The 26186-nt window shown below is 55.5% G+C and carries 20 protein-coding genes and 2 pseudogenes; 11 read left to right on the forward strand and 11 right to left on the reverse strand.

Going from position 1 to position 26186, the window contains the following annotated elements:
- Positions 1-99 precede the first annotated feature (99 nt).
- On the reverse strand, positions 100-960 hold the full coding sequence (locus B3759_RS06155; protein WP_291364676.1) for an ATP-binding protein: 861 nt from the start codon (positions 958-960) through the stop codon (positions 100-102).
- A 138-nt stretch (positions 961-1098) separates the two neighbouring features.
- Here B3759_RS06155 and yajC point away from each other — a divergent pair, with 138 nt between their 5' ends.
- The gene (gene yajC / locus B3759_RS06160) at positions 1099-1470 is read left to right on the forward strand and encodes a preprotein translocase subunit YajC (protein ID WP_291364678.1); all 372 of its coding nucleotides are present in this window, start codon (positions 1099-1101) and stop codon (positions 1468-1470) included.
- A 59-nt stretch (positions 1471-1529) separates the two neighbouring features.
- Here the strand turns inward: yajC and B3759_RS06165 are convergent, their stop codons facing one another.
- Genes B3759_RS06165 through B3759_RS06175 form a run of 3 tightly spaced genes read right to left on the reverse strand, consistent with a single transcriptional unit; the run spans position 1530 to position 3674 of the window.
- Positions 1530-1865, reverse strand: coding sequence for a hypothetical protein (locus tag B3759_RS06165; RefSeq protein ID WP_291364680.1), 336 nt, complete (start codon positions 1863-1865; stop codon positions 1530-1532).
- On the reverse strand, positions 1862-3391 hold the full coding sequence (locus B3759_RS06170) for a PepSY-associated TM helix domain-containing protein (RefSeq protein WP_291364682.1): 1530 nt from the start codon (positions 3389-3391) through the stop codon (positions 1862-1864). Before B3759_RS06170 ends, B3759_RS06165 begins: the two co-directional genes overlap by 4 nt.
- Positions 3392-3395: 4 nt before the next feature.
- The gene (locus tag B3759_RS06175; RefSeq protein WP_291364684.1) at positions 3396-3674 is read right to left on the reverse strand and encodes a hypothetical protein; all 279 of its coding nucleotides are present in this window, start codon (positions 3672-3674) and stop codon (positions 3396-3398) included.
- Positions 3675-3880: 206 nt separating this feature from the next.
- Here B3759_RS06175 and B3759_RS06180 point away from each other — a divergent pair, with 206 nt between their 5' ends.
- The gene (locus B3759_RS06180) at positions 3881-4594 is read left to right on the forward strand and encodes a YfdX family protein (RefSeq protein ID WP_291364686.1); all 714 of its coding nucleotides are present in this window, start codon (positions 3881-3883) and stop codon (positions 4592-4594) included.
- A 142-nt stretch (positions 4595-4736) separates the two neighbouring features.
- Here B3759_RS06180 and murJ read toward each other — a convergent pair whose 3' ends face one another.
- Positions 4737-6299 carry a murein biosynthesis integral membrane protein MurJ gene (murJ, locus tag B3759_RS06185; protein WP_291364688.1) on the reverse strand — a complete coding sequence of 521 codons (1563 nt, stop codon included), beginning with the start codon at positions 6297-6299 and terminating at the stop codon, positions 4737-4739.
- Between the two features lie 220 nt (positions 6300-6519).
- On the opposite strand from murJ, the gene B3759_RS06190 reads away from it, so the two are divergent.
- On the forward strand, positions 6520-6723 hold the full coding sequence (locus B3759_RS06190; protein WP_291364690.1) for a hypothetical protein: 204 nt from the start codon (positions 6520-6522) through the stop codon (positions 6721-6723).
- 52 nt (positions 6724-6775) lie between these two features.
- On the opposite strand, the gene B3759_RS06195 is transcribed toward B3759_RS06190, so the two are convergent.
- Positions 6776-7291 carry a hypothetical protein gene (locus tag B3759_RS06195; protein ID WP_291364692.1) on the reverse strand — a complete coding sequence of 172 codons (516 nt, stop codon included), beginning with the start codon at positions 7289-7291 and terminating at the stop codon, positions 6776-6778.
- Between the two features lie 144 nt (positions 7292-7435).
- Between B3759_RS06195 and B3759_RS06200 the strand changes: the two genes are divergently transcribed.
- The 3 genes and pseudogenes from B3759_RS06200 to B3759_RS06210 form a co-directional block, all read left to right on the forward strand.
- Complete coding sequence (locus tag B3759_RS06200; RefSeq protein WP_010667299.1) at positions 7436-7819, forward strand: hypothetical protein; 384 nt, start codon at positions 7436-7438, stop codon at positions 7817-7819.
- Positions 7819-9531, forward strand: a pseudogene (locus B3759_RS06205) (membrane-bound PQQ-dependent dehydrogenase, glucose/quinate/shikimate family); the annotation flags it as partial. The gene B3759_RS06200 and the pseudogene B3759_RS06205, both read left to right, overlap by 1 nt.
- A 127-nt stretch (positions 9532-9658) precedes the next feature.
- Positions 9659-10144: pseudogene (locus B3759_RS06210) on the forward strand (PQQ-binding-like beta-propeller repeat protein); the annotation flags it as partial.
- Between the two features lie 179 nt (positions 10145-10323).
- Here the strand turns inward: B3759_RS06210 and B3759_RS06215 are convergent.
- From B3759_RS06215 to B3759_RS06225, 3 genes are all read right to left on the reverse strand, one after another.
- Positions 10324-11214 (reverse strand): diacylglycerol/lipid kinase family protein, encoded by an 891-nt coding sequence (locus B3759_RS06215; RefSeq protein WP_291364697.1) that lies wholly within the window; start codon positions 11212-11214, stop codon positions 10324-10326.
- Positions 11215-11216: 2 nt separating this feature from the next.
- Complete coding sequence (locus B3759_RS06220; RefSeq protein WP_291364699.1) at positions 11217-12689, reverse strand: LTA synthase family protein; 1473 nt, start codon at positions 12687-12689, stop codon at positions 11217-11219.
- Positions 12690-13429: 740 nt separating this feature from the next.
- Complete coding sequence (locus B3759_RS06225; protein ID WP_291364701.1) at positions 13430-14176, reverse strand: phosphohydrolase; 747 nt, start codon at positions 14174-14176, stop codon at positions 13430-13432.
- 149 nt (positions 14177-14325) lie between these two features.
- On the opposite strand from B3759_RS06225, the gene B3759_RS06230 reads away from it, so the two are divergent.
- The 5 genes from B3759_RS06230 to B3759_RS06250 all read left to right on the forward strand — a co-directional run bounded on the left by B3759_RS06230 (position 14326) and on the right by B3759_RS06250 (position 24152).
- On the forward strand, positions 14326-17733 hold the full coding sequence (locus B3759_RS06230; protein ID WP_291364703.1) for a DUF2126 domain-containing protein: 3408 nt from the start codon (positions 14326-14328) through the stop codon (positions 17731-17733).
- A gap of 149 nt (positions 17734-17882) precedes the next feature.
- On the forward strand, positions 17883-19298 hold the full coding sequence (locus B3759_RS06235; RefSeq protein ID WP_291364705.1) for a pilus assembly protein TadG-related protein: 1416 nt from the start codon (positions 17883-17885) through the stop codon (positions 19296-19298).
- A 125-nt stretch (positions 19299-19423) separates the two neighbouring features.
- Positions 19424-20518: a zinc-binding metallopeptidase family protein gene (locus tag B3759_RS06240; protein WP_291364707.1), complete on the forward strand. Its 1095-nt coding sequence runs from the start codon at positions 19424-19426 to the stop codon at positions 20516-20518.
- A gap of 92 nt (positions 20519-20610) precedes the next feature.
- Positions 20611-23232, forward strand: a complete 2622-nt coding sequence (locus B3759_RS06245; RefSeq protein WP_291364709.1) for a circularly permuted type 2 ATP-grasp protein — start codon at positions 20611-20613, stop codon at positions 23230-23232.
- Positions 23229-24152, forward strand: coding sequence for a transglutaminase family protein (locus B3759_RS06250; protein WP_291364711.1), 924 nt, complete (start codon positions 23229-23231; stop codon positions 24150-24152). Before B3759_RS06245 ends, B3759_RS06250 begins: the two co-directional genes overlap by 4 nt.
- A 36-nt stretch (positions 24153-24188) precedes the next feature.
- Here the strand turns inward: B3759_RS06250 and B3759_RS06255 are convergent, their stop codons facing one another.
- Both B3759_RS06255 and B3759_RS06260 read right to left on the reverse strand, forming a co-directional pair.
- Complete coding sequence (locus B3759_RS06255) at positions 24189-24959, reverse strand: endonuclease/exonuclease/phosphatase family protein (protein WP_291364713.1); 771 nt, start codon at positions 24957-24959, stop codon at positions 24189-24191.
- Between the two features lie 144 nt (positions 24960-25103).
- Positions 25104-25790 carry a carbonic anhydrase gene (locus tag B3759_RS06260; protein WP_291364715.1) on the reverse strand — a complete coding sequence of 229 codons (687 nt, stop codon included), beginning with the start codon at positions 25788-25790 and terminating at the stop codon, positions 25104-25106.
- Positions 25791-26186: the final 396 nt, after the last annotated feature.

Here is a 26186-nt window from a genome sequence, read left to right on the forward strand (position 1 = left end):
ACTGTTTTTCGTAACGGTATAAAAAATAAAGTCATTTTCCTATAGCACTTCCATCCTCGCGGTGAAGTGAGGCAGATCAACAGGAAAGATTTTGTAAACTTATTGACTCCCGCTTTTCAGCGATGCCGTCAGGTCATCCATGAACTGTGCCGCGACACGGCCGGAGCGATTGCCTCGCGTGACAGCCCATTCATTGGCGCGAGCACAGAGATCTTCGTCCGAAATCGCCAGCTTGCGTTCTTTTGCATAGGCTCTGACCATATCGAAATAAACGTCCTGCGCACAGACATGAAAGCCCAACCAGAGACCAAAACGGTCAGACAGCGAGACTTTTTCTTCTGTCGCCTCGGAAGGATTGATCGCTGTCGCCCGCTCATTCTCGATCATGTCACGCGGCATGAGGTGGCGGCGGTTTGATGTGGCGTAGAACAGCACATTTTCCGGTCGTCCGGCGATGCCGCCGTCGAGCACCGATTTGAGCGCCTTGTAGTCCGCATCCTCGCGCTCGAAGGACAGATCATCACAGAACACGATGAAGCGGCGGCTGGAAGTGCGCAGCAGATCCATCAGGTCGGGGAGAGTGCCGAGATCCTCACGTTCGATCTCGATAAGGATCAGGTGCTGGTCGGGAGGAAGCGTTGCATTGATTTCGGCGTGACACGCTTTCACAAGGGAGGACTTCCCTGTGCCGCGGGAGCCCCACAGCATCGCGTTGTTGGCTGGGAGGCCTGCTGCGAAATGCGCCGTGTTGTTCAGGAGCAGCTGTTTCTGGGAATCGACCCCCTGAAGCAGTTTCAGAGCGACGTGCGATACGGTGCGGACAGGAGAAAGTCTGCCGCGCTGGGGCTGCCAGATGAAGGCGTCCGCACTATCCAGACCGTCCAGTGATGCCGTTGCCGGTGCAAGACGTTCCAGCGCGGAGGCGATACGTTCCAGAACGGGCATGATATCTGTTGTCATCTTCATTTCCGAAAAACAGGCCTGAGACAGAAGGCTGTGACATAAAGCAATGGTTGACGCGTCGCGCCCAAAATCTATGGTCCCGGCGTATCAGTCGGCTATGGCTGACCGCAACCCGTCGGACGAAAAGTTACTGCAATGAGTGATTTCCTTATTTCCCCTGCTTACGCTCAGGCTGCCGGCGGTGCCGGAGGTGGCCTGAGCGGCATGTATCAGCTGCTTCCTTATGCTGTGGTTTTTGTCATTTTCTATTTCATGATGATCCGCCCGCAGCAGCTCAAACAGAAAAAGCTGAAAGAGAGTCTGAAGAACATGCGCCGTGGCGATCGGATCGTCACGTCGGGTGGCATCATCGGAGTAGTGCGCAAGGCTTCTCCGGAGATGGACGAAATTGACGTCGAGATCGCTCCGAACGTCTCTGTGAAGGTTCTGCGTTCCACAGTTTCAACCGTGCTTTCCAGCGTCGAAAAGCCTGCCAACGATACCGGGACAAGCGCCGGCAAGGCCTGATCGGGAAGGGGAGCAAAGTAAAAAGGCTCCCCTCTCAGCCTTTCGAAGATAATGAAAACCTAAATCGCTCCTTCCTGAGCTGAAAGACGGCGGGATGGCTGTCTGGATTTTGCTTTGGGTGGCGCACGCCATGCGTCTGTCAGCGCCACCAGAACCCCTCCAACAGAGGCGGACGCCACCCAGCCGATGACGCCTGCTGATCCCGCCAGCAGTGTGGACAGGATCAATCCCAGCACAGGCAGGATTGCCCTGCCTGCCTGCATGAGTTGCTGTACTAGCCTGGAAGGTGACCAGTTCCGCCGTCTCTGCCAGCCGCTCTGAAGACGGGCATGGCAACCGAGCGCGAGGCTCCACAGCACAAGATTCAACAGCAGCGACGCTGTCAGCATGGTCATGACACAATCTCTTTTGAGAAGGATGGTCCAGACAGACTGGCGGTTGCGCCGGTCTTGCGTTTCAGCACGACCGAAAGACGCAGGGCGATCAGACCCAGAACCACTGCTGTCAGATCAACGGCGGCATAAACGGTCTGGTCTTGGCCCGCGATCCATTTCCAGCGTGTGGCAAGATCAAGAACGGGAAGCAGGCAGAGGAGCAGCGACAGCAGACTGCTCTGCTCGATCCATCCCTTCATCACCTTGCGTCCGAATGCCCGACCAAGCGCATGGACAGTCAGAGCACCCCACAGGACGAACAGTGTCGAGCCTTCAATCGTGACACGGGTGGGGAGACCAGCCGGAAGAAGCCGGTTCATCCAGAGCACGCCAGCACAGGCCAAAGGCATGCCCAGCACGGTGCCAAGAGCCAGACCTTCCGCGATCTCCATAGGCAGAGAGTTCTTTTGGGTGGCTGTGCGACGACGCTTGATGAGGAACATCACAAGCCCTGTGGCGAACATGACATAGCCAGCGCAGCCCGAGATGAAATAAAACCAGCGCATCGGGACAGGAGCCCAGCGCGCCATATGCAGTCCACTGAGAAACTGAGACGTCCGGGCCGCCGGACTGTTCTTGCTGACCAGTTCGATGCGTTCGCCTGTTACGCGGTCATAATCAATATGATCCCGACTGATGCCGATTTTTGTGTTGTCAGCCCGCACAACGGTCACGGTCTTCGGAGAAAACTGGATAAAGCCCAGCCTGTCCGCACCAAATGTTTCTGCCGCATCGGTCAGCAGAGGCGCCAGCGGCGGTAAAGAGGGCATCTGGTGATGGCCATTGCGTCCCGGTCCGCCGCGGTTTGGACGCTCTATGGCGGTATTGGGGAAGAAACGATTCGCATGGATCAGGACGCCTGTGTAGGCGATCATGAACATGAAGGGCAGGAACAGCACGGCGGCGATCACATGCGCGTCGATCCAGGGGCGGGGACTGCTGGACTGCGGACGGAAAGCCACGAGATTGGGCAGCAGGGCTTTGAGATGGATGATGACACCCGACCCAAGCGTGGCCAGCATTCCCACGGCGAGAACCTGCACAAAGATCACGCCAAACATGCGGCCCATATAAAGAGTGTAGTGGAAGGAAAAGAAGAACAGTCCTCCCACTGTCTCTCGGAGGGGAACGTTCTGTCCGGTCTGCGGGTGAAACGTCTCGCTCTTGAAGACGTCATGATCCATGTAAGTCACATGCAGCAGAGGATCGCGATCTGAAGGCAGGCTGAGAAAGATGCGGTTTTTCTTGCCTTCCTGCGCTGTCACAGCGGCGGCGGCCTTATCAAGCGCTTCGGCGGAGGGAATGCCGGGCTGAGCATAGGGCGTTTCCGGCTGCATCCAGTGTGTGAGTTCCGTGTCGAAGACCGACATGGTTCCGGTCACGAAAATACAGACCAGAAGCAGACCTGCGATAAATCCGATCCATGCGTGCAGCCAGCCCATGCGCATGCGCAGGGAGGGCACGCTCTGTTTGTGAGGGGTTGTCATCGCGTTACTGAGGTCCGAAGGCGGCGAGTGGAAGCGCGATGAGCATGGTGGCGGCTATGACCGCAACCGCTGCCAGCAATCCCCCCCAGAGTGAGCGTGTTCCGAAGATCGTCAGCACCGTGGTGGGCACCACGATGACCGCTCCCACCTGAGCTACGAAAAAGGAATCCGGCCGTGGCATATGCAGCAGGTGAGGCAGAAAGGTTGCGACGACCAGCCCTGCCGGGTAGGCCAGAAGGGCTGCAATCAGCAGGCGGGGCAGGTAGTAGGATGAGAAAGCCATAGCAGAGCCGGTTTCTGTAAATGAGAGTTATTCGCAATTGATACGGGGTATGTTCATATCCTGTAAAGCGGATAATGCAGGAAAACAGCCCTTCGAATTGTTGAAAAATGTTCCATGCCAAAATCTGTAGGCGGCATTGCGTCTCTCCGCCTTTTCTCTGACACCAGATGAGTCAATGTGTGGTTATCGTTTTCCTGGAGAAATTTATGACTATTCGCGCCTTTCTGACTTCAGCCCTCGTGACCGCCGCAGTCTGCGCTCAGCCTGCCTTTGCTGCTCCTGTGACAGCGGGACAGGTTGATCAGGATTTCGGGCGTCTCTCGCAGGAAGGTCTCAGGGCTTTTGCCGATGTGGATGTGGCCCGGAGGGCGATCATCGGGAAAGATCAGAAGGTCGCAACCGATGCGCTGGCCGATGCAAACCAGACACTTACCCGGGCGACACAGGATAATCGCCAGTTTCTGAAGGCCGAGAACGAGTTGCACCCTGCGGCTGCCGTTCCCGCCGGTCACCCCGGCAAACTTCCCTCCGCAACGGCTGCAGCAGATCCTGTTCTCTGGCTGCCGGTGCTTGGACAATATGTCATCTCATCTGAACAGAAGCAGTCTCCCGGACAGCAGCAGGCGATTGCCGAAGCAAATGACCTGATGAAGAAAGGGAAACCGAAAGCGGCTGCCGAAGGGCTGGAAAAAGCAGGCGTGGACGTTCAGTTCGTGCTCGCGATCGCACCGCAGCAGACTTTCACGGCTGACGTTTATCGCGCCTCGGTTCTTCTGGAGGGTGGAAAAACTGATGAAGCCGTTGCCGCTCTGACGGAGGCGCAGGAGTCGCTCCGTTTTGTCAGTGAAGACAATGTTCTGGGAACAGCGACAAAGAAGTCGACTTCATCACAGCCGGCCCAACAAACTCCGGCGCAGTAAAAAACGGACTAATGTCACGCCCGGGAGGCAAGGCAGCGCCTCCCGAGAATCCATTCAGATAAATCTCTTTTACCGCCTGACCTGAGTTCTGTCGGCAGGCCGGGCTGGAGGCTCAGTTTTCTGCCGTCATAGGGGTGAGCAATCACGCCTTTCCACGCTTTCTGTTCAGACGACGCTTCACGCCATCCAGAGCGCTCGCCAGATCCAGCACGCCGAACAGGTGCAGGGACAGCAGATAAAGCAGGCCGCCTATCGGCACTTCACAAGACAGCAGTACAGCCAGCCAGAATGTCACATGGGACGCAGGCATCGTAAGCAGGCTGTTCAGCCCCAGCAGAGCCAGCGCCATGACGATCGAAGCCATCCCCATCAGGGCAATCCGTCGCAGCATGGAAGCGTCGGGGCGGAGGGCGTCGCGACGGATCAGGAGAGCCGCTAGCACGCTGACATTCACGATCGCTGCAAGACTGCTGGCGAGGGGCGGCCCGATATGAGCGAGCGGCTTCATCAGCAGCAGGTTGAGGATCAGGTTGATCGTCAGGGTGAAGAAACCGATTTTGACCGGTGTGGACGTATCGCCGCGCGCAAAAAAAGCCGGAGCCAGAACCTTCGCCAGAACGAAAGCGGGTAAGCCAAGCGCATAGGCCCGGAGTGACTGGGCGGAAAGCGCTGCGTCGAGCAGACTGAAAGAACCGTGTGCGAACAGAACCTGCATGATGGGCGTGCCGAGAACGAGTAGGCCAGCCATGGCGGGCAGGGTGAGCATCAGCACATAGTCCATGGCGCGGTTCTGCGCTGCATGGGCAGCCTCGATGTCGTCTGACGCCAGATGCCGGGTCAAGACCGGCAGAAGCGTCGTTCCGGCAGCGGCTCCAAGCACGCCAAGCGGCAACTGGTTCAGGCGATCGGCAAAATACATCAGCGAGACGCTGCCCGCAGGGAGCAGGGTGGCGATGATCGTATCGATGGTCAGATTGATCTGCGTGACGCCGCTGCCAATCAGACCCGGCAGCATCCGCCGTCCAAGCTGGCGGATCTTGGGCGTGATGTGCGGAGGTAGCGGTGTAAGGTCAAAACCGGCTTTCCGGGCCGCATACATCAGCAGACCAAGCTGGACAAAGCCGGACGCTGTTACACCCCAAGCAGCCGCGTGCGCGACATCAGGAAAGAACGGTGTCGCAAAAAGAACGGCGGCGATGCCCACGACATTGAAGGAAAGATAGGCCGCCGCAGCCATGCTGAAACGGTGCAGGCCATTTAGCACGCCGGATACGAGCGCCGCTGCACAGATCAGCACAAGATAAGGGAAGGTGATGCGGCTGAGCGAAACGGCCAGTTCATACTGCGCGCCGTTTTCTGCAAAACCCGGCGCGATCACCCGCAGAACGGCGGGCATGAAGATCTCACCCAGCACGCACAGGATCACCAGCCAGGTCAGAAGGACGCCGAACACCTGCCGCGCCATGGTGCGGGCCGTGTCATCTCCTTCCGTCGCCAGCTCCGATGAAAAGAGCGGCACGAAGGCGGCGTTGAACGCCCCTTCTCCAAAAAGCCGCCTGAACATGTTGGGGAGACGGAAGGCCACCTGATAGGCATCCTGCATCGGCCCGGCCCCCATGAAGGCGGCGAGAAGCTGATCGCGGACAAGGCCGAGAATGCGGCTGAGCATGGTCCAGCCGCCGACAGTGAGGAACCCTTTGAGCATGAGCGCTTATAGGAGCGTCCAGCGGTTATCGGGAAGATGGCTTGTGAAGCAGTGTGAAGAAAAATATGTACGGAGCGTGCGTAAAACCGGTCTGCGATTGGTCTGTGCTTTTCTGCATGAGAGAGGGCGCGAAGTCATGGGTTGCCCTGTCTCCGAGAGATGCTAGAGCTTGAGACTGCTTCCTCACCAGTTGCCGGACAGGAGCGGACCCGGAGTCATCATGCGGCCGATCAGACGTTTTCCCATCAGTTCCACGTCAATCGTAAGGATCGTGGCGTTTGTCGCCGGCGTCTTGATGCTGGTGGCTGCGGCACGCTTTGTCGCTGAACTGCCTTCCGTCATGCCCGGCAATGCGGCCGGCATACTGGTTCTTGTCACTCTGGGAACAATTTTTGTGCTGGCGGCCATCTGGCTGGGGGGCTGAGGTTCTTGGCGTCTGCTGCTGGTGAGAAGCCGGAGCAGACGAGAACCAGTTCTTAATGCCGTCCCTTGTCCCCGCTCTTTTTCGATCCGTCGAACTCATGCGTCTTCATGCAGGAAACAAAAGCATCGAGCGTCCGCGAACTGCCTTCCAGTGGGATCGGGTCGCCATCGGCAGAGCCAATCCGGATTGTCAGGCTTGGTGCTTTTTTGAAAGCCTCCAGAGTGTCCAGTAAGGCATCAGATTCAACACGCGCTGAGAGAGTGCCCGTTTCCGTTGATGTCATGGGGAATGTTCTGGTGAAACTTCCCGCAGTCAGCGTCACAGACAGCGACTGTCCGGCGGAGGCGCTCTCATCCGCTACCTGAATGGAAAGCTCTTTCCCTGTCGCCCGGAATTGGAGCATCGGCCCGCTGGCCTTCAGGATGCAGGCATCCACGTGCTCGCCACCATCGGACGAGTGGTGAAGGGCTACCCATGCTCCATCCATCCTCTCCGGCGTGGTGACGGCTTCCTGTGCATGGGCTGAAAAGCAGAACAGTAGTCCTGCAACAATACCTGCGCGCCGCATTTCATTCTCCGAAAAAGTATTGGCAGGCTCTATCACCTGACCTTGTCACTCGGTAGTCACAATATATCGTTTTTACAAAACGGAACACTTCGCTCCGGCTGGCGTTATTCCGCTTCAGCGTGTCAACGCAGTCGGAGATCTTCTATGGAAACTGTTCACCGTCCGAAAAGCGCGGCGGAGTGGGCCACATTTGCTGTGGCCGTTCTGATTGTCCTGCTTGGACTGCCTTTGCTCATCATGGGAGCGCAACTCGCGGTTCTGGGTGGGTCTCTATATTACGTGCTGTTCGGAGCGGCGATCATCGCAGGTGGCATCCTGATGGTGTTCGGGCGTGTTGCCGGAGCGTTCCTCTATCTTGCCGCATGGCTCTGCACCTGGCCCTGGGCTTTCTGGGAAGTCGGAATGGATGGCTGGGGACTTCTGCCCCGCCTGTTTGGACCAAGCCTCGTCGCTATTGCTGTTCTGCTCACCATTCCGGTTCTGCGTCGCATCGAGCGCGAGACATCTCTCAGAGGACATGCGGTATGATGCGTAAAACCACTCTGCTGGCGGCAACCATCATGTGCGGGCTGCCGTCTCTTCTTGTCCCTGTGACGGCATCATGGGCTCAGGTTCCATCCAAGAATGAAGATCCACCGGGTGAGGGAAACGGAACCAGCCGGAGCGCTTTGCCGCATCCGGGAAGCTGGTATGGCGCGCCTCCTCCAAACGCTCCTCAGGCCAGCGGTGTAAACGCGGGAAATATTCCGGACGGTCCTCCGGCTCCTCCCAGCGAGGCGACTCCCGCAGTCGAGCAGGCCAGCAGCAATCCGGCTCATGATGACTGGGCGGCTTATGGTCGGGACAGCAGCGGCACCCGCTATTCGCCGCTTGACCAGATCACCCCTGAAAATGTCAGCCAGCTGAAGCAGGCGTTTATCTATCACACCGGCAGCAAGCCCGGTCCGGGGCAGGCCAACAAATGGGCCGCCGAGACCACGCCGATCAAGGTTGGTGACGGACTCTACATGTGTTCCGCCATGAACGACATGATGCGGATTGATCCTGCCACGGGCAAGGAAGTCTGGCACTTCAAGGCTGGCGTCAAATACGAAAGCATCCCCTACACGGCGGCCTGCAAAGGCGTGACGTATTATACGTCTTCGACCATCCCGGAGGGACAGCCCTGCCATAATCGTATTCTCGAAGGCACGCTGGATATGCGGCTTATTGAGGTCGATGCGGAAACCGGCCAGAAGTGTGAGGGATTCGGCTATCATGGCGAAGTCAATCTTATGAAAGGCATGGGAGAGTCGGTGCCGGGCTTCGTCTCCATTACCGCCCCCGTGCCGGTCGTGAATGGTGCTGTTGTGACCAATCAGGAAGTGCTTGACGGTCAGCGTCGCTGGGCGCCATCCGGTGTGATCCGTGGATACGATGCAGAAACAGGACGCTTTCTGTGGGCTTGGGACGTCAACCGTCCCAACGAACATGGTGAGCCGAAAGAGGGGGAGCATTACAGTCGTGGCACGCCGAATTCCTGGGCGGCCATGACCGGCGACAATGATCTTGGGCTGGTCTACGTGCCGACAGGCAATGCTGCGGCCGACTATTACAGCGCCATGCGTTCTCCCGAGGAAAACGCTGTCTCCTCTTCAATCGTCGCCATCGACGTCAAGACCGGCTCACCGCGCTGGGTCTTCCAGACCGTGCACAAGGATGTCTGGGATTACGACATGGGCTCGCAGGCGACCATGATCGACATGCCGACGGCGGACGGCACTGTTCCGGCGCTCATCGTGCCGACAAAGCGTGGGCAGACATTCGTGCTGGATCGTCGCACCGGCAAGCCGATCCTGCCGGTGGAGGAGCGTCCTGCTCCGACAGCCACGGATGTCCCGAACGATCCACGGTCCCCAACCCAGCCCTGGTCGGTTGGCATGCCGCGTCTCGGTTTTCCTGATCTCAAGGAAAGCGACATGTGGGGCATGACGCCTATCGACCAGCTTTACTGCCGTATCCTGTTCCGCAAGTCGAAATATGAGGGTGAATTCACTGCTCCCGAGATCAGCAAGCCCTGGATTGAATATCCGGGTTACAATGGCGGCAGTGACTGGGGCAGCATGGCGTATGACGCCAAAACCGGCATCCTGATCGCCAACTGGAACAACACGCCCATGTATGACCAACTGGTCAGCCGCAAGAAGGCCGACAAGCTGGGGCTGATGCCGGTGGATGACCCCAACTACAAGCCCGGCGGCGGCGGTGCCGAAGGNNCTGATCGCCAACTGGAACAACACCCCGATGCGGGACCAGCTTGTGGATCGTAACAAGGCGGATGAACTGGGTCTTCTGCCGATCGACAGTCCGCATTTCAACGCCAAGGCAGGTGGTGCCGAAGGAAACGGCGCGATGGCTGACACGCCTTATGGCATTGTCGTGACACCGTTCTGGAACCGCTTCACCACCATGATGTGCAACAAGCCGCCGTACGGCATGATCACGGCGATCGACATGCACACCAGAAAGGTGCTGTGGCAGCATCCGCTGGGCAGCGCCCGCGCCAATGGTCCGTGGGGGCTTCCAACCTATCTGCCGCTGACAATAGGCACGCCGAACAATGGCGGTCCGGTGATTACCGCCAGCGGACTGGTGTTTGTAGCGGCCACGACCGATAATCTCATCCACGCTTTCAACCTGAAAACAGGCAAGGAAGTCTGGAATGCTGTCCTGCCGGGTGGTGGGCAGGCTACGCCCATGACGTATGAGTACAAGGGCAAGCAGTATGTTGCGATCATGGCTGGCGGGCATCACTTCATGATGACACCGATCAGCGATGAACTGGTTGTCTACGCTTTGCCTGACAATCATTAAGGCAGATACCGTTCAAATAGGCGTATTTGAACGGGAGAAGACAGGAACCGGAGCTTTTTCATCAAGCCTGTGTTTGGTGGAAAGGCTCTGACTCCGAAATGTCATGGACGCGCATGCCCGCTGCCGGAACATGGGACAGACCCTTCTTTTTTGGCGATTAAAAACGGTTGCCCGTTCAGTCAGCAGAATACCAGCATGGGATGGGTTGCAGAGGTGATGCGGACAGGCGTCATGCCGCGCGCATCGCCATCGCTCTGTATTGGAATTGAAGGCGAGGCATTTACGCTGATTTCAGAAGCCTGAAGACAGCGGATACAGGACAGGTGTTCGACGCGACCGAAAAGAAGCGCCGCAGCAGTTCTGAGAGCCGTCAGCGGACCGTTTCCGTTCATCAGCAGAACAGAAAAACCGGTTTCGTGTTGTCGTGACAAAGACAGAAGACGGAACTTACCCCCATAAAAACGTCCCTTGGAAACCAGAACGCCCTTACAGGAAAAGGGCACACCATCGACCAGCAAAGCGAAATCCGGGAAACGGTAAGCAAGGAGTTGGCGGTAGGTCTGGAAAACATAGGCTAGTTTGCCAAACCGGCGCTTTGTGTGAGGGGTGACGCCATGCACGACCGCTCCGTCAAAACCGACCCCGGCCATTTGCAGAAACATAAAGCGGTCACTGTCTGTCTCCAGCCAGCCGGGCCAGATCCAGCGTGTGCGGGCTGTTGTGATGAGAGAGACAAGTTGCGGGATTTCTCCCGTGATCCCCAGCTCCATCGCCAGAACATTGGCTGTTCCAGTGGGAAACAGGGCGAGCGGGATATTGGTGCCATCAAGGCCGGTGGCTATTTCAGCAATTGTTCCGTCACCTCCTGCCGCCACAAGGCATCCTTCATACCCTTGCTCTGCCAGTTGCCTGGCGAGATGCGTGCCGTGTCCCTTGTAATGTGTTTCCAGAAGATCAGTGGCGATGTTGCTCGCACGTAATGCCTGCGCGAGACGCTGGACAAGGTCGAACCGCCGTTTTCCGGATGTGGGATTGTAGATGATGGTGGCGCAGGAAATTGAAACGCTCACTTTTACCATCCGAGCATGACATCGCCGAAAGTTTCAATATTTTCGACCTTGCGTTCCATCCTTGGTGTTAGTTCCGCCGGAGCAACATGATGTCTCTCTGTCTGGTAATATTCCAGACCGATTGTCGTCAGGTGATCGAAAGATGAGGTGCAGTCGGTGTCAAAGAGAGTGCAGCCGAGAAACATGTTGGGTGCCTGACTGATACCCAGCATGTCCATGATGGTTGGAGCCAGATCAAGACTGTTTCTGCCGGAAACCTCGATCGGTCCCGTTTTCGTGCTGTCTTTCTTGTAGATGATGAGGGGAACTTCATCGACAAAATAAGGACTTTTGGTCTTGAATAGCTGTTGAAAATCCGGTGTTGGAAAAGAGGCGTGATCGGTGGTGAAAACAATGATGGTATCATCAGCAATAGGACTATCCTGAAAAGAATTCAGGAATTTTCCGAACTGGGCATCCATATTGTGAAATTTGTTAAGATAGGGATTGGAGCCGTCGCCGTATTTTATTTCCGGACTGTCCAGCCCAATATGAGTGCCCACAGTATAGAGACCGTAATAAAATGGTGAGTCGCTTTTGTGGAGTTCTTGGACATTCTTCCACAGAAGTCTAAAGGAATCACCGTCAGAAAGATCTGTCAGAACAGACCATTTGACTCTTTGTTCGGGCGGAACATCGTCTTGCGTGTAGATCCGGTCAAAACGCAATGCGTCAAGAACCTCTGCAAGACGACTGTTCTTTGTATTGGAAAGCTGGAAGTAGGTGCGATATCCGGCAGAACGCAAGATGTCCGGCAGTGTCGGAAGATGAGTGAGATCGAGTTTGTCGTATTGCGCCTTCGCAAAAGTATTGCGTTCATCATGTGTGAAATGCGCACCTCCCTGCATCTGATAGAACGATGTCTGCTGCCCCCATAGTCCACGGAATGTTGCGGCTGTGTGATTGAAATAACCTGTGAAATACAGGGAGTTCTCCATGAAGCCCCACAGGTTGGGAGTCAGGGATGGAGAGAGGACGGCTCTTGAAGTTCCTTCGACAAAAATGACGATGACATTGTATTTCTTGCGGGGGAACGGGTTGTTATTGTTGTCTGAGTAAAGAGCGTCTTTTTTGAGCGGCCTGATATCTTCCGACATGGAAAGACGTGTCTTCCATGTCGTCAGGTGTTCACAGATAACCAGTGAGACGGGTTTGTAAAATTCGTAAAGAGCAGAGTTATGGAACAGGAATATAACCGGGATTACACAAAGCCAGCCATATATGACGTCAGGAATATCGGAAAAGGTTGAGAACAGGGTGCAGGCCACCACCAGCGTGGTTGAAAAGGCTAAATTTTCCCATCCGATGACATTGGCTTCGGTCAGATTATCAAGTGTGAGAGGGGAAAGAGCATTTCCCGACATCAAGATCGAAGCAAGCTGGCAGGACAGTACAAGTCCGTAAAGAAAACGGATGAATAGTGCACATTTATGCAAGCGGCCTTTCATGAGGCCAGTTATCTGCAGAATAATGAGAAACTCACAGACATAGGCCAAAAACCACCGGTAGTTTCCGCAAGGCAGACAAATCAAGGCGATGATCAGAATGGTGCAAATGGTAGAGAAGCGGCCGATGCTGGAACTCATTCCGGACACTCTGGAGCAGGAAAATAACGCATTGCGATTCCGTGAGACGTTTATTGTTTCAGTTTTATGACATCTCGACGCTGGAAATCAGTATGGCAAGCGTTATTTTGTGGGATTGCTCACAAATGGTCTCCTTTTTCTGATGGGCATCCCGGTATGGCAAAGGTAGAGAGAATTTTTACAAACTATATTTTCTGAATAGCCAGATTTCTTTTCGGTAGAAAAATGTTTCTGGAATATTTTGTAGAGTCCGGAAGTGTGTATTCATGAAACCATGAAACAAAAAATGGCTCACAGATATATATCTGTGAGCCATTATTCTGCTGCCAGATTTTTGAATCTGGTTATTCTATATGGAAATGATAGAGTTGTTACAAATATTTAGTATGGGACTTGCCCACTTCATTTTTCGACGCCACCAGAACGGCAATCAGGCCGTTCGAGACAAAACGGGCGATGCGGGTGACCATGGCACGAACTCCTGTTTCGTTGGGGCTTAATCCTGTACTGAATTTAACACTGATAACCCTTCTGGTAAACGAAAATCGTAATCCAGACATGAAAAAATAACATGACTGTAACAGAAGGTATCATCTCGTGTTCAGCAGGATCCTTGTGGTCGGTATAACGTCTTTCCTTCGGCACCAGTTCCCCAATTGGTCATCAGAAATCACGGTCAGCTGATCGTATTCCTTGTTGCCGCCTGCCTGCCATTTCTCTCTCAGTGCAGCAAAAGACAGCGGTGTCGTCAGCGCAATACCGATATCGACAATGGCTGTTCGGGCATGAATGACGGCGAGGCGAGGGGGACCGATACTGACCTCACAAGCCATCAGACCAAGCTCCTCCTCCGTCTCCGCAAGAAGCTGGTCAGCAAGCGAAAGTCTCTGTCCTTCTTTCCGCATTTCAACGGTTCCGGCAGGGGGGGATTGCCAGAAGTCGCCAAGATACAGGGATGCAGGATGTCGTCTGGCCAGAACGATGCCGTCCGCGCAGCGCAGCAGACCGCAAACGGCAAGTTGGTGGAGTGGCGTTTCTCCGAATATCGTCGGGTCTGCCATTTGCGCCAGAGCCCTGCGATATTCCGTCCAGTATCCTTCGATGCAGTCTGGAGTGATGCTCTTCATGCAGAAAATGCGGCCATTGAAGAGTTTGGGGCGACGGGCACGGGCATCGTCCCAGATTGTCTGAACACGATGTTCGATGTCTGGCGTGAGGGTGGGTTCGGTCTCATTGACGATCAGACGAACATCCGGATGGAGTTCCTCGCAATGCCAGCCCTGTAAATCATGAGCGAGATTATGCGGTGTTTCATCGGTATCTAAAAATGCTGGCATTTCAACTCTTTTAGGCAGGGATGTTCACGACAGAGTGTTGGCGCTTTCGGAAGGGATCGCTAATTTTTTTTAGAATCGTAACGAAAAGGGCTGTCGAAGCGACAAGAGGTGGGGTTTAATCCCTGAAGGATCGATCTGGAAAGATGACGATGACGCTGAACGTCGCGCTGACTCACAAGACAACGTATCATTATGACCGCCCTGTAATGATGGGGCCTCAGGTCATTCGCCTCAGACCTGCGGCGCACGCCAGGACAAACATTCTGTCCTACGCGCTGACCATTGAACCGAAACCTCATTTCATCAACTGGATGCAGGATCCGTCGGGCAACTGGCAGGCGCGCGTCGTGTTCCCTGAGCGTGTCACGCACTTTGATGTCACCGTCGATCTTGTCGCAGATATGGCGACCATCAATCCGTTCGACTTCTTTCTGGAGCCGGAAGCGGAAGAATGGCCGTTTACATACGATCATGTCCTTGATCAGGAACTGGCTCCCTACAGAAAACTGGAACCAGCCGGTCCGCTGCTCAAGGCGCTGATTGCTGAAACTCCCAAGGAAAAACAGCGTACTGTTGATATGCTGGTAGCGCTCAATCAGGCGGTCCAGAAGCGCATCAGCTATATCGTTCGCATGGAGCCCGGTGTCTGGTCTCCGGAAAAGACGCTTGAAGAGGGCAAGGGCTCCTGCCGTGACAGCGCCTGGCTGCTTGTCCAGCTTCTCCGCAATCTTGGCTATGCCGCCCGCTTTGTCTCGGGATACCTGATCCAGCTCGTCGCGGATGAAAAGCCGCTTGAAGGGCCTTCGGGACCGACTGAAGATTTCACAGACCTGCATGCCTGGGCGGAAGTCTATCTCCCGGGCGCGGGTTGGATTGGTCTGGACGCGACGTCGGGGATGCTGACGGGTGAGGGACATATTCCCCTCGCTGCAACGCCTGAACCTGGTTCGGCAGCGCCGATTTCCGGTGGTGTCGAGCTGTGTGAAACGGAGTTCGGCTTTGAGATGCGGGTGGAGCGTATCGCTGAAACGCCACGCACGACCAAGCCGTACGACGAGCAGACATGGGAGACCATTCTCGCAGCGGGTGAGAAGGTCGACCGGCAGCTTGAGGCGGGTGATGTCCGGCTGACAATGGGTGGCGAGCCGACCTTTATCGCTGCCGATGACATGGATGCGCCCGAATGGAATATCGAGGCGCTTGGCCCGACCAAACGCGCTTACGCCAATCGTCTGCTCCGTCGCCTGATGTCGATCTGGTCGCCCGGTTCGACCTATATGACCCTATTCGGTAAGCATTATCCCGGCGAACAGCTTCCCCGCTGGGCACTGACGACATACTGGCGCCGCGATGGAGAGCCGGTCTGGCTGAACCGCACTTTGTTGGCCTCGGATGACGACACCGATAACGCCACGGAACATGACGCACGACGTTTTGCCCAGTCACTGGCGGCCAGATTGCAGGTCGACCCGGAACTCGTCACACCGGCATACGAAGACATTCATTACTATCTCTGGAAAGAGCATCGTCTTCCGGCCAACGTGCTGGCGGAAGGCTCCAAGCTGAACGATCCGCTGGAGCGTGATCGTCTGGCGCGCGTTTTCAGCCGGGGACTGTCGCGTGAATCCGGCTCGGTCCTGCCTCTGCGTGTTGTTGTGCAGGACGGCGTACGCCGCTGGCAGTCTGGTCGCTGGTTCATGCGGGGTGATACGATCTTCCTTGTTCCCGGTGATTCGTCCATCGGCTTCCGTCTGCCTCTGCAAAGCCTGCCTTGGGCCGACATTGACGACATCGATCAGTCTTTCCCTCTTGATCCTTTTGCGCCGCACCCGCGTCTGCCGCCTCATCCGGCTTTCGCGCGACGCACTCCGCACGCTTATGGCGCTGCTGTACCTGATCTCATCAGCCGGTCTGGAACGCCTCCCGGACGTCCGATGGCAGAGCTTTCCGATCTTCCGGCGCTGCCGCCCTATCCGGTGCGTAAGCCGTGGCGGATCAGCACCGAGAAGGCGCTCAGCGAGCATCTGCTAGAGATCAATCGCGAGGAACCGGATGTTGTTCGCACGGCACTGACGGTAGAGTCCCGCGACGGCATTCTGCATGTCTTCTTCCCGCCGCTTTACGCCGTGGAGGACTGGCTGGATCTCTGCGCCGCAGTTGAGGCGACAGCCGCTGAGTTCGGACGCAAGGTCGTTCTGGAAGGTTATGCGCCGCCTCGTGACCCACGCCTGCTGTCCTTCTCCATCACCCCTGACCCGGGAGTGATCGAGGTCAATGTGCATCCTGCGGCAAGCTGGGATGAGCACGAGACCCGTAGTCGCCAGCTTTATGAGGAAGCCCGCAACGTCGGACTGATTGCGGAAAAGTTCATGCTGGACGGGCGGCATGTTGGCACGGGTGGCGGCAATCATGTGGTGATGGGCGCGGCCAATGCCGAGGACAGTCCATTTCTGCGGCGGCCTGATCTGCTCAAGTCGCTGGCCGGGTTCTGGCACAACCACCCATCGCTATCGTACCTGTTCAGTGGTCTGTTCATTGGACCAAGCTCGCAGCATCCTCGTATCGACGAGGCGCGACAGGACGCTCTGTACGAACTGGAAATCGCGTTCCGGCAGGTCAATCGGGAAGTGTTCACGCCTCCATGGCTGACGGACCGGCTGTTCCGCAATCTGTTTGCGGACATCACCGGCAATACGCACCGTACCGAGTTCTGCATCGACAAGCTCTACGCGCCGGAAAGCAGTTCCGGACGGCTTGGACTGATGGAATACCGTGCATTCGAAATGCCGCCCCATCACCGTATGTCGGCAGCACAGGTGCTGCTCATGCGTGCGGCGATCGCGGCGTTCTGGAACAAGCCTTACGAACGGCGACTGGTACGCTGGGACACGCGCCTGCATGACGATTTCATGTTGCCGCATTTTGTCAGGCAGGACTTCGGTGACGCCATTGACGAATTGCGGATGCTGGGTGCGCCGCTTGAGAAGGAATGGTTTGAACCCCACTTCCAGTTCCGTTTTCCGGAAATCGGCTCCATCACCGAACTGGGCATGACGCTGGAATTGCGCACGGCGCTTGAACCGTGGAACACGCTTGCAGAGGAACCTGCGGCGGGCGGCACGGCGCGTTATGTCGACAGTTCTGTCGAGCGTGTGCAGGCTCTCGTTTCCGGATGGGTGGACGAGCGTTACATTCTTGCCTGCAACGGACGCGCCGTGCCGCTGACCGGCACACAACGACAGGGTGAATATGTCGGCGGCGTGCGTTTCAAGGCGTGGAATCCGCCCAGTTCCCTGCATCCGACTATCGGAGTGGAATCACCGCTCGTGTTCGATATCTATGATACATGGACCGGTCGTAGCGTCGGTGGGTTGACCTACCACGTCACACATCCGGGTGGCCGGAATTATGAGACACGACCTGTCAACGCCAACGAGGCGGAAGCGCGTCGTCGTATTCGTTTCTTCCCGTTTGGTCATACGCCGGGCTCCATGACGGAACCGCATGTGGATCGGTCGATGGAGCAGCCGAGAACGCTGGATTTGAGAAGGTTTTGAAGGGCGGTCAGGGGCGGGGCAGCTTGTGATGTCCCGTCAGCCTGATTTTTTACTGCCGATACGGAATGCAAAGGCGGCTTCGTCCATTTTAAGGAAATTAGATTTTTGAAATAAATATTTTGTAAACACCGCTCATATAGGACTTTCTTGTGTCCTATTTGAAAAAACTCTTTGTAGGTGAGATTTCTTTTCTCAAGGCGAGACAAGGTAGTGTCGCCATTCTTGCGGCTGCAGCCATGTTTACGACAATGATTGGGGTATCTGTCGCAGTCAACGTGGGGACAATCATCAATACGAAAACCAGACTTCAAAGTATTGCTGATGCAGCTGCGCTCAAGGCAGCGAAGGCGGCGAATGAAAGTCTGGCTTCGGGAGGGAGCAATGCCGCAAGCAATGCTCAGACTGTAGCGGAAACTGTTGCTCAGGCGACAGTGAATGCAAATGCTTCTGGAGCTGGATTGTCGGATATCCCGACCGCAACTGTAGCGTATAGCAGCAATGGATATTATTCCAGTACTGTAACGGTAGGCCTGAGTTCTGAACCCAAGTTCATTCTGGCCAATTTGCTTCCGGCCATGAGCGGGTCGGTCAGTGTATCATCGACAGCAAGTGTGACGGCTGGACAGTCTTATGTGCAGATCATCTTTCTTGTGGATGTTTCAAACTCCATGACAGTTGGTGGTACGCAGGAAGTCATCAATACGTTGCTCAATACACCAGCTCAATGCGCTTTTGCCTGCCATGATACTCATGGCTATTACGACAGTATCAAATCAATAAAATGTACAACGCAGACAGGATCTTCCCAGACTTTGCCCGCCTGCAATATGCGTGCATATGCGCAAAGCAACGGGCTTGATCTGAAAATTGACTACGTACGCTCTGCTTTGGCCAATCTGGCCTCGCAAATATCTGATTTATCCGAAAACGCTTCAAACCATTTTCTGATCAGTATGATTACCTTTGGTACGCAAATTCAACAGACTCTTGCGCCAACTTCTGACCAATCCAGCATTTCATCTGCCTTGTCTTCCGTGGATGCCGAAGACGCTACTCCTTATATCAATAGCCATAATAGTATGTCTGGTATGTATGGTTCCCAAATGGACGTTTACAACGGTGGCTATACGAAAACAGCAGATGCTCTGAATTACGTTGCTTCTCATCTTACAAACGTCGGTGATGGTTCTTCCGCAGACAAGATGACGACCTATGTGGTGTTTCTGTCTGACGGCACTTCCGACACATACATTAACAACAACGCGTTAGCGTCCCGAAATGTAACAACTGATTTCGGATCAGGTTGCACAACTCTTAAGAGTATGAATGCAAAGGTTTTTTCTATCTGGACTCCCTATTATGTTGACAGAAGTTCTGCGTGGTTCAATCAGTATTTGGGATCTTTTCCAGATAGTGGAGCTGGATCCATGGAAGCTGCCGTGCAGGATTGCGCCACAAGTGATGATTACTATTTCAAGGCGAGTGATGGTGACGAAATAAAACAGGCCTTTTCGTCTGTTTTTAATAAAATCGTTACTGACACGTCTCTCAGACTTACCAAGTGACGGAAATCTCACAAAAATAATTTTTGTTGTCCTGTAGGGAGGACAAATTATCCAACGCAAACTGGCAACAAAATCGTCTTGTATGCGTTCATCGACTTATCGATGTGGATGAAGGTCAGGCTACCATGAAGCTGTTCAGTTGTCAGAGTTGCGGTCAGGTTCTTTTCTTTGAAAACACCCACTGTGAAAGCTGCGGCCACAGGCTCGGTTACTGCACCGAAACGAGCAGGCTTCTGGCGCTTGAACCTGCTTCAGATGAGAATGGCTGGCTCGCCGTAGGAGAAGGGGTTGAGGCACCGTCCCGCTTTCTCTGTACAAACGCAGAATATGATGTCTGCAACTGGCTGGTTCCAGAAGGAAGTACCGATGCGCTGTGCGTGGCGTGTCGTTATAACCACGTCATCCCCGATCTGACCAAGGAAGGAAATCAGGAGCTATGGAGGCGACTGGAACAGGCCAAACATCGCCTGTTTTATAGTCTGCTACTGCTCAATCTTCCCATGCCGACCCGTTCCGAGAACCCGACAGGCGGATTGGTGTTCAATTTCCCTGATGACCCGGAAAACGGGCAGGGGAAAGTCATGACCGGCCATGATGAAGGGGTCATCACCATTGCCTTGCGTGAGGCGGATGATGCCGAACGTGAAAAAATGCGTGTCGAAATGGGAGAGCATTATCGTACGCTGCTGGGACATTTTCGGCATGAAGTTGGACATTTCTACTGGAACATCCTTGTGCGTGATGCGGGCAATGAAGAGGCCTGCCGTGCCATGTTCGGTGATCACACGCAGGATTATGGAGCGGCTCTTCAGCAGCATTACGAGAACGGTCCGCCGGCTGGCTGGCAGGAAAATTACGTCAGTTCCTACGCCACGACGCATCCGTGGGAAGATTTCGCGGAGACATGGGCGCATTATCTGCACATCGTGGACACACTTCAGACGGCTGTTGCCTTTGGTGTAGCTGTAAGTCCGGCGGTAGCGAAGGATGGCAGCCTGTCGCAGACCTTTAACTTCGACACCTATGCAGCGGCCAGTTTCGATGAGTTGCTGGTGGCCTGGCCTCCGCTGACTCTGGCAGTGAATGCGCTGAATCGTTCAATGGGGCAGCCGGATCTGTATCCTTTTGTGGTTACCCCCATCATCGCGGAAAAGCTGCGGTTCATACATGATCTTGTGCATGGATTACCTTTGACACCTGTTGCGCCCGCGCCACAGTAAGTCCTTGTTTTGCCTGATTTCATGAAGGAACCCCCCTCCATTCTTCACTGCAGGATTGCGTGGGTAGAGTGTGACACCCTAGAACCGATCGGATGAACGGCGCGATTCCAATTGATGAGATGGTGAATGGCCAGGGAGGCGTACGCCCCCAGTGGCGACGCCTTCTGAGCGCCATTTCTGATCTGGGGCATCAGGAACTTCGGGCGCGGCAGCAGCAGATTGCCTTGGCCTTGGCCGATCAGACCGGGGCTCTGTCATCCTCCTCATCTTCCGGCATGGGAGAAACGCTGGAAAATCAGGGCTGGAACAGTTTTATCGGAGCGGAGTGCGATCCGATTCCGCTGTTGCTGAAGGCAGATGAGTTCAGCACGCTTGAAGCTGGGATCATCCAGCGCGCCCGTCTGCAGGAAGCTCTGTTGCGAGACGTTTACGGCGAGCGGAATGTGTTGGTCGATCACCTCCTGCCTCCGGCGCTGGTCTGGGCCAACAAGGGCTTTCTGCGCTGCGGAACGGTCGATGCCCTGCGGTCGGTCGGACATCAATTCATATCGTCTTATGCCGTGGATCTCGTGCGAGAAGCCGACGGGCAGTGGCGTGTGCTGGCCGATCGGGTCCGACAGGGCAACGGGATTGGCCTCGCTCTGGAAAATCGTCGACAGATGACGCGGGCAATTCCCGAACTGTTTGCTGGCGTGGCGTTGCAGAGGCTTCGTCCTTTTCTTGAGTGCTGGCAGGACAGCGTTCAGAAGACAGGCGGCGGGGAGACAGCCAATCCAGCGTTGTTAACCCCCGGGCCATCCAGTCCTTTCTGGAGCGAGCACGTTATCCTTGCGCGGGAGTTGGGATGCACGCTGGTGGAAGCGGGTGATCTCACGGTTCGGGAAGGAGCCTTGTGGCTCAAGACTGTGCGCGGCCTGAGAAAGATCGATGTTCTCCTTGTCCGGCAGAACGGCGATTCGATTGATCCGCTCGAGCTGGAAGGGACGGGTTCGGCGGGCGTGTCGGGCTTGCTCGATGCGGCGCGCAACGGGTCTGTCAGGTTGATCAATGACCCTCGGGCCGGGTTTGTCGAAGCTCTTGGTGTGCAGTCGTTTCTGCCTGATATTGCCTCACGGCTCTTCGGGGAAACGCTCCGTCTGGAAAATGTGGAGAGTCTCTGGCTTGGACAGCCGGACAATCAGATTTTTCTTGAGCGGCTTCTGTTCGAGCGATCTCAGTCTCCTCAGGCGACCTCCGATTACTGGGCCGTTGCGTCCGCCATCGGAGAGGAACAGCCGGTCCAGCGACTGGCAGCGCTGGATGAGAAGCAGCGCACACAACTCTGGGAAAAGGTCTGTAAGGAACCGTGGCGTTATATCGCCTGTCGCGAACCGCTGGCGTCCCTGTCCCCCTGTGTCGGTGAGAAGGAAATCGTACCCCGGCCCATCGTTCTGCGCATGTTTGCGATTCAGGATGAGAATGGCTGGTCGGTTCTGCCTGGCGGTGTGTGCCGAGTGTTTGATGCCGGAGAGGCTGTTACGGCCGGTCCGATCGGAGAGAATCAGATCACCAAGGATGTCTGGGTGATGGTCGATGAGAATTTCTCTCTTCAGGAAACGTCATTTTCCGCTCCCTATCCTCTGGCCATCCGCCGGGCTCAGGGTGACCTGCCCAGCCGGGCTGCCGATGATTTCTTCTGGCTTGGGCGTTACCTTGAGCAGATAGAAAGCGGGGCCCGTCTCCTGCGTGTTATCATGACGCATATGTCTGGCACGGAGCCTTCTCCGAGAGAACTGGCGGATATCGCTGTTCTGATGCGGCAGATGCGCGCCATGGGGCTTGTGCAGGAAGCGCCAGTGCCAGCCTACGGTTATGCGGGGACGGTTCGTGGACTGTTCGCCATTGGCGGTTCTGATGGTTTTTTTGCCCGTGTGCTGAGAAAGATCATCCGTCTTGTGCCGGAACTGGTTGATAGGCTGACACAGGACGTCCGTGATTTCATCTCCCACCGGGGAGGCGAGATCCTCAAGATGATTGATCAGCGTCCCCGCCGGACTGATCCTGCCCGCATGCTGGATCAGCTTTCGGGGCTGACAAATGATCTGTTGCTGTATTCGGCAACCTTGTCCGGGTTTGCCGCGGAAAGCATGGTTCTGTCCGGCGGTCGTCAGTTTCTTGATCTGGGACGCAGAATTGAGCGTGCGTCTTCCGTGCTGCTCATCTGCTCCGGCGTTCTTGAACAGCCGGATGTGTATCAGCGTGGACGTATGGAAGCTGCGCTGCGTCTGATGCTGCAACTCTGCGACAGTGTGATCACCTACCGTTCCCGCTATTTCGGAGTGGTTCAGCCTGCGCCCGTGCTGGATCTCCTGCTGCTTGATGAGGACAATCCCCGTGGTGCGGCCTATCAGCTTGCCGCCCTGCGTGACTCTCTGGCCGGACTGGCTTCGGACAGTCCTTTCGTGCCTGAAGCACAGCGATCCGCGTCTTATGAGTTGGCGGATATGGCAGAAAATATCCGCGCAACGCTGGCTGAAATCGTGGCGTCGGTTGTCTCCGCCTCCAGTCAGGATGCAGCCACAGCTGCGTTACCTCCGGCTCTGAAAGATATGCAGGCAGCTGTTCTGCAACTTTCCGAACGGATAGGCCGAAGCTATTTCTCCGTCCTCAATTCACCGCGGCTTGTCGGTATCGGAAATGAGACCGCCATCGATATGGATGGAGCCCTGACATGATCTATCGTGTCCGGCACACAACGTCCTACACCTATGGACATTCGGTGGATCTGGCGGCCCATATCCTGCATCTGACGCCGCGTGACTGTCCGGGCCAGACGGTTCTGCGCACTCAGTTGGAATGTAATCCGCCTCCCATCCGGCGTGAATCGGGGACCGATCATTTTGGCAATCGGATCGTGTGGCTGTTTCATGAAGCGCCACACTCTCATTTTGATATTGTCGCCCTGTCGGACGTCGACGTGCATTTTCCCGAACCTCCGCCTGCCGACAGCACGCTGGCCTGGGAAGAGATAGCGTTTCTGGCAGCGCAGGATGCTGATGTTTCACAGTATCTTTTCGGCGGTCCAATGGGTGGGCCTTCCCGACTCGTGGGAGAGTATGTGGCACGGGATTTTCCTCCCGGTCGGCCCGTGCTCGAAGGGCTGCTCGCACTGAATGAGCGGGTCTATAAGGAATTCCGCTTTCGGTCCGGAGTGACAAACCTGCGCACAACGCCGGATGAAGTCCTTCAGCGTCGAGAGGGGGTGTGTCAGGACTTCACCCACCTCATGCTGAGCGGGTTGCGCTGGCTGGGGCTGCCTGCCCGTTACATGTCCGGGTATATCCGGACAAGACCGATTGCGGGGCAGAAGCGGCGGCTTGGTGCTGATGTTTCTCACGCGTGGGTTGGTGTCTGGTTTGGGCCGGAGACGGGATGGATCGGTCTCGATCCGACCAATGGCATTGTCGTTCGCGATGAGCATGTAATTCTCGGCTGGGGCCGGGACTACGCCGATATCAGTCCGGTTCGTGGATTGATTCTCGGTGGTGGTGGCGATGTGTTGCGTGTCGGGGTGGATCTTGTTCCCCTTGATGAATGGGAACGCGACCCGGCGCTGATGAAACTTGGAGCCTTTCCAACACGGGAAACGGTCTGAGAAGTTTTCATTCCGGGCAGTCGCTTTCAGCGGTTCTCAGGGAAACGAAAGCTCGACGGAAACAGGACAGTGGTCAGAAGTGTTTTTGGGTGTGTCTCCCGCGCCCTTGAATGTCATGACCCGCAGGCTGTCGGGAATAAGCCAGTTTCTGGCCTGACCACCCAGAAGAATATGATCAATGAAATATTCACCACCCCAGCATGGGCTGGCTTTTCCTGCGGTTGTCAGAAGGAGTGGGGAAGGCTGTGAAAGCGCATGGAAAAGTGGATCGTCCGGCGTGATTCTTCTGTTGAAGTCTCCCATGATAGCAAAGGCTTCTCCCTCATCCTGTCGTTCCAGAATCCAGTCTGAGAGGATTTCGAACTGACGTCGCAAGGTCGGACAGGCATGTTTGCTTTCGCTTGGGGGATTGTCCCAACATCCCGTTTTAAGATGCAGAACGAGAATACGGAGAGAAGCTTTTCCGTCTGAAACCGTTACATCCAGACCGCTGCGTAGAGGATGCGGAGCAGAGGGAGGATAGACATTCAGATCGGTAAGGTCGGGGTGTTGTTCAACTGAGAGAGAATTTCTTACAGCGAGACCCACGCGCTGCACGACCGGATCATTGGTCATATAAATATTATACCGGGTCGCAGGGAAAACGCGGGCGGCAATCTGCGGACCGTCAACTTCCTGAAATCCAAAGATATCAGCACCGACACGACGTGCATAATCACTCAGACGCTGAATATCTTCAGGCGACCGATGATAGATGTCTTCCGGTAATGCTGGATCAAGAGCGGCACGCGGTGTGAGCCAACTCATATTCCATGTTGTAATGCGAAGTGGCTGGCAACGCCCTTTCTGTGGAAAAAGCATCGCCAGCCAGACTAGGCCCAACAAAACACGCGATCTGGACAGGTGTTTCCCCATCAGAAGGATCGATCCTGTCATCAGGGAAGCGTAAGGTCAGGCGGGTGTTTTGGCCTCTTCAAGATGGTCAATGGCTTCGTCAATCGAGATGGTCCTGCGGGACTGTTCGTCCAGAACCAGCACTTCACCTGTTCCGATATCATAGAACCAGCCCTGAAGGATCAGCTTGTTCTGCGCAAGAGCTGCAGCAACAGAAGGGTGCGTGCGGAGGTGAGAAATCTGCAACAGCACATTCTGTTCCGCGAGACTGCGGACAGCAGCTGGTCCAACATCGGTGCTGTTGAGCGCGCCGATAACAGCTTTTGCCGCTTCTGCATTGCGGAGCCAGGATTTGACCGTAGGCATCTTGTCCAGCTTGGACGGATCGGGGTCGAGCAGTCCCATCATGGCGCCGCAGTTGGAATGACCGCAGACGATGATGCTGGAAACGCCGAGTGCCTGGACAGCATATTCAATCGCCGACGAGACACCTCCGAGCATTTCGCCGTAAGCCGGAACGATGTTACCGATGTTACGCAGAACGAAAAGGTTGCCGGGATCCGTCTGGGTGATGAGAGTAGGGTTTACCCTGCTGTCTGCACAGGTGATGAACAGTGTGCTGGGTGATTGTCCCTCTGCCAGCCCTTGAAAAAGATTCTGCTTTTCAGGGAAAACTTCGGTGTTGAACTTTTCAACACCGCGCAGAAGGGCAATGAGACTTTCTCTGGCGCTGGTGGCTGCCATTGTGACCCTCTCTATAATAAGGAAAAAGCTGCATATCCTGACGTCAGCGTAGCACGCCGCGCCTGTGTTTTAAAACTCCGAAGGGTCGCCAGGTTTCCGGCGATAGGAAAAGTTATTGCGGTGCAACAGCTGTGACATAATGCACAGGAAGGCGTTGACAACCTGGCAATGGTTTCGCTTGTCCTGTCCGGCGTATCCCGCAATGTTTCTGGTGAATTTTACGGGATAAAGGAGCTTTTCACGGATAGCTGGGCCCGCAGGCCGTGGAACCGGAACGGAGGCCCGGAGCTGGGGGTATGTATGGGAGCGCGTCCGCTCGCCTGAAACAACGGAACGATGAACGTCGCACGAGAGCATCGTCCAGCAAAGTGAGCCGAAGACGTGGCTGACATGATC

The sequence above is a fragment of the Acetobacter sp. UBA5411 genome (assembly GCF_002409645.1).
Classification (GTDB): domain Bacteria; phylum Pseudomonadota; class Alphaproteobacteria; order Acetobacterales; family Acetobacteraceae; genus Acetobacter.

Excerpts from the sequence above, each read along its gene's own strand:
- B3759_RS06245 (WP_291364709.1), top strand. The coding sequence starts at position 20,611 with ATGAACGGCGCGATTCCAATTGATGAGATGGTGAATGGCCAGGGAGGC.
- B3759_RS06170 (WP_291364682.1), bottom strand. The coding sequence starts at position 3,391 with ATGACAACCCCTCACAAACAGAGCGTGCCCTCCCTGCGCATGCGCATG.
- B3759_RS06260 (WP_291364715.1), bottom strand. The coding sequence starts at position 25,790 with ATGGCAGCCACCAGCGCCAGAGAAAGTCTCATTGCCCTTCTGCGCGGT.
- B3759_RS06165 (WP_291364680.1), bottom strand. The coding sequence starts at position 1,865 with ATGACCATGCTGACAGCGTCGCTGCTGTTGAATCTTGTGCTGTGGAGC.
- B3759_RS06195 (WP_291364692.1), bottom strand. The coding sequence starts at position 7,291 with ATGCGGCGCGCAGGTATTGTTGCAGGACTACTGTTCTGCTTTTCAGCC.
- B3759_RS06175 (WP_291364684.1), bottom strand. The coding sequence starts at position 3,674 with ATGGCTTTCTCATCCTACTACCTGCCCCGCCTGCTGATTGCAGCCCTT.
- B3759_RS06250 (WP_291364711.1), top strand. The coding sequence starts at position 23,229 with ATGATCTATCGTGTCCGGCACACAACGTCCTACACCTATGGACATTCG.
- B3759_RS06200 (WP_010667299.1), top strand. The coding sequence starts at position 7,436 with ATGGAAACTGTTCACCGTCCGAAAAGCGCGGCGGAGTGGGCCACATTT.
- B3759_RS06225 (WP_291364701.1), bottom strand. The coding sequence starts at position 14,176 with ATGCCAGCATTTTTAGATACCGATGAAACACCGCATAATCTCGCTCAT.
- B3759_RS06190 (WP_291364690.1), top strand. The coding sequence starts at position 6,520 with ATGCGGCCGATCAGACGTTTTCCCATCAGTTCCACGTCAATCGTAAGG.
- murJ (WP_291364688.1), bottom strand. The coding sequence starts at position 6,299 with ATGCTCAAAGGGTTCCTCACTGTCGGCGGCTGGACCATGCTCAGCCGC.
- B3759_RS06255 (WP_291364713.1), bottom strand. The coding sequence starts at position 24,959 with ATGAGTTGGCTCACACCGCGTGCCGCTCTTGATCCAGCATTACCGGAA.
- B3759_RS06240 (WP_291364707.1), top strand. The coding sequence starts at position 19,424 with ATGAAGCTGTTCAGTTGTCAGAGTTGCGGTCAGGTTCTTTTCTTTGAA.
- B3759_RS06230 (WP_291364703.1), top strand. The coding sequence starts at position 14,326 with ATGACGCTGAACGTCGCGCTGACTCACAAGACAACGTATCATTATGAC.
- B3759_RS06180 (WP_291364686.1), top strand. The coding sequence starts at position 3,881 with ATGACTATTCGCGCCTTTCTGACTTCAGCCCTCGTGACCGCCGCAGTC.
- yajC (WP_291364678.1), top strand. The coding sequence starts at position 1,099 with ATGAGTGATTTCCTTATTTCCCCTGCTTACGCTCAGGCTGCCGGCGGT.
- B3759_RS06155 (WP_291364676.1), bottom strand. The coding sequence starts at position 960 with ATGACAACAGATATCATGCCCGTTCTGGAACGTATCGCCTCCGCGCTG.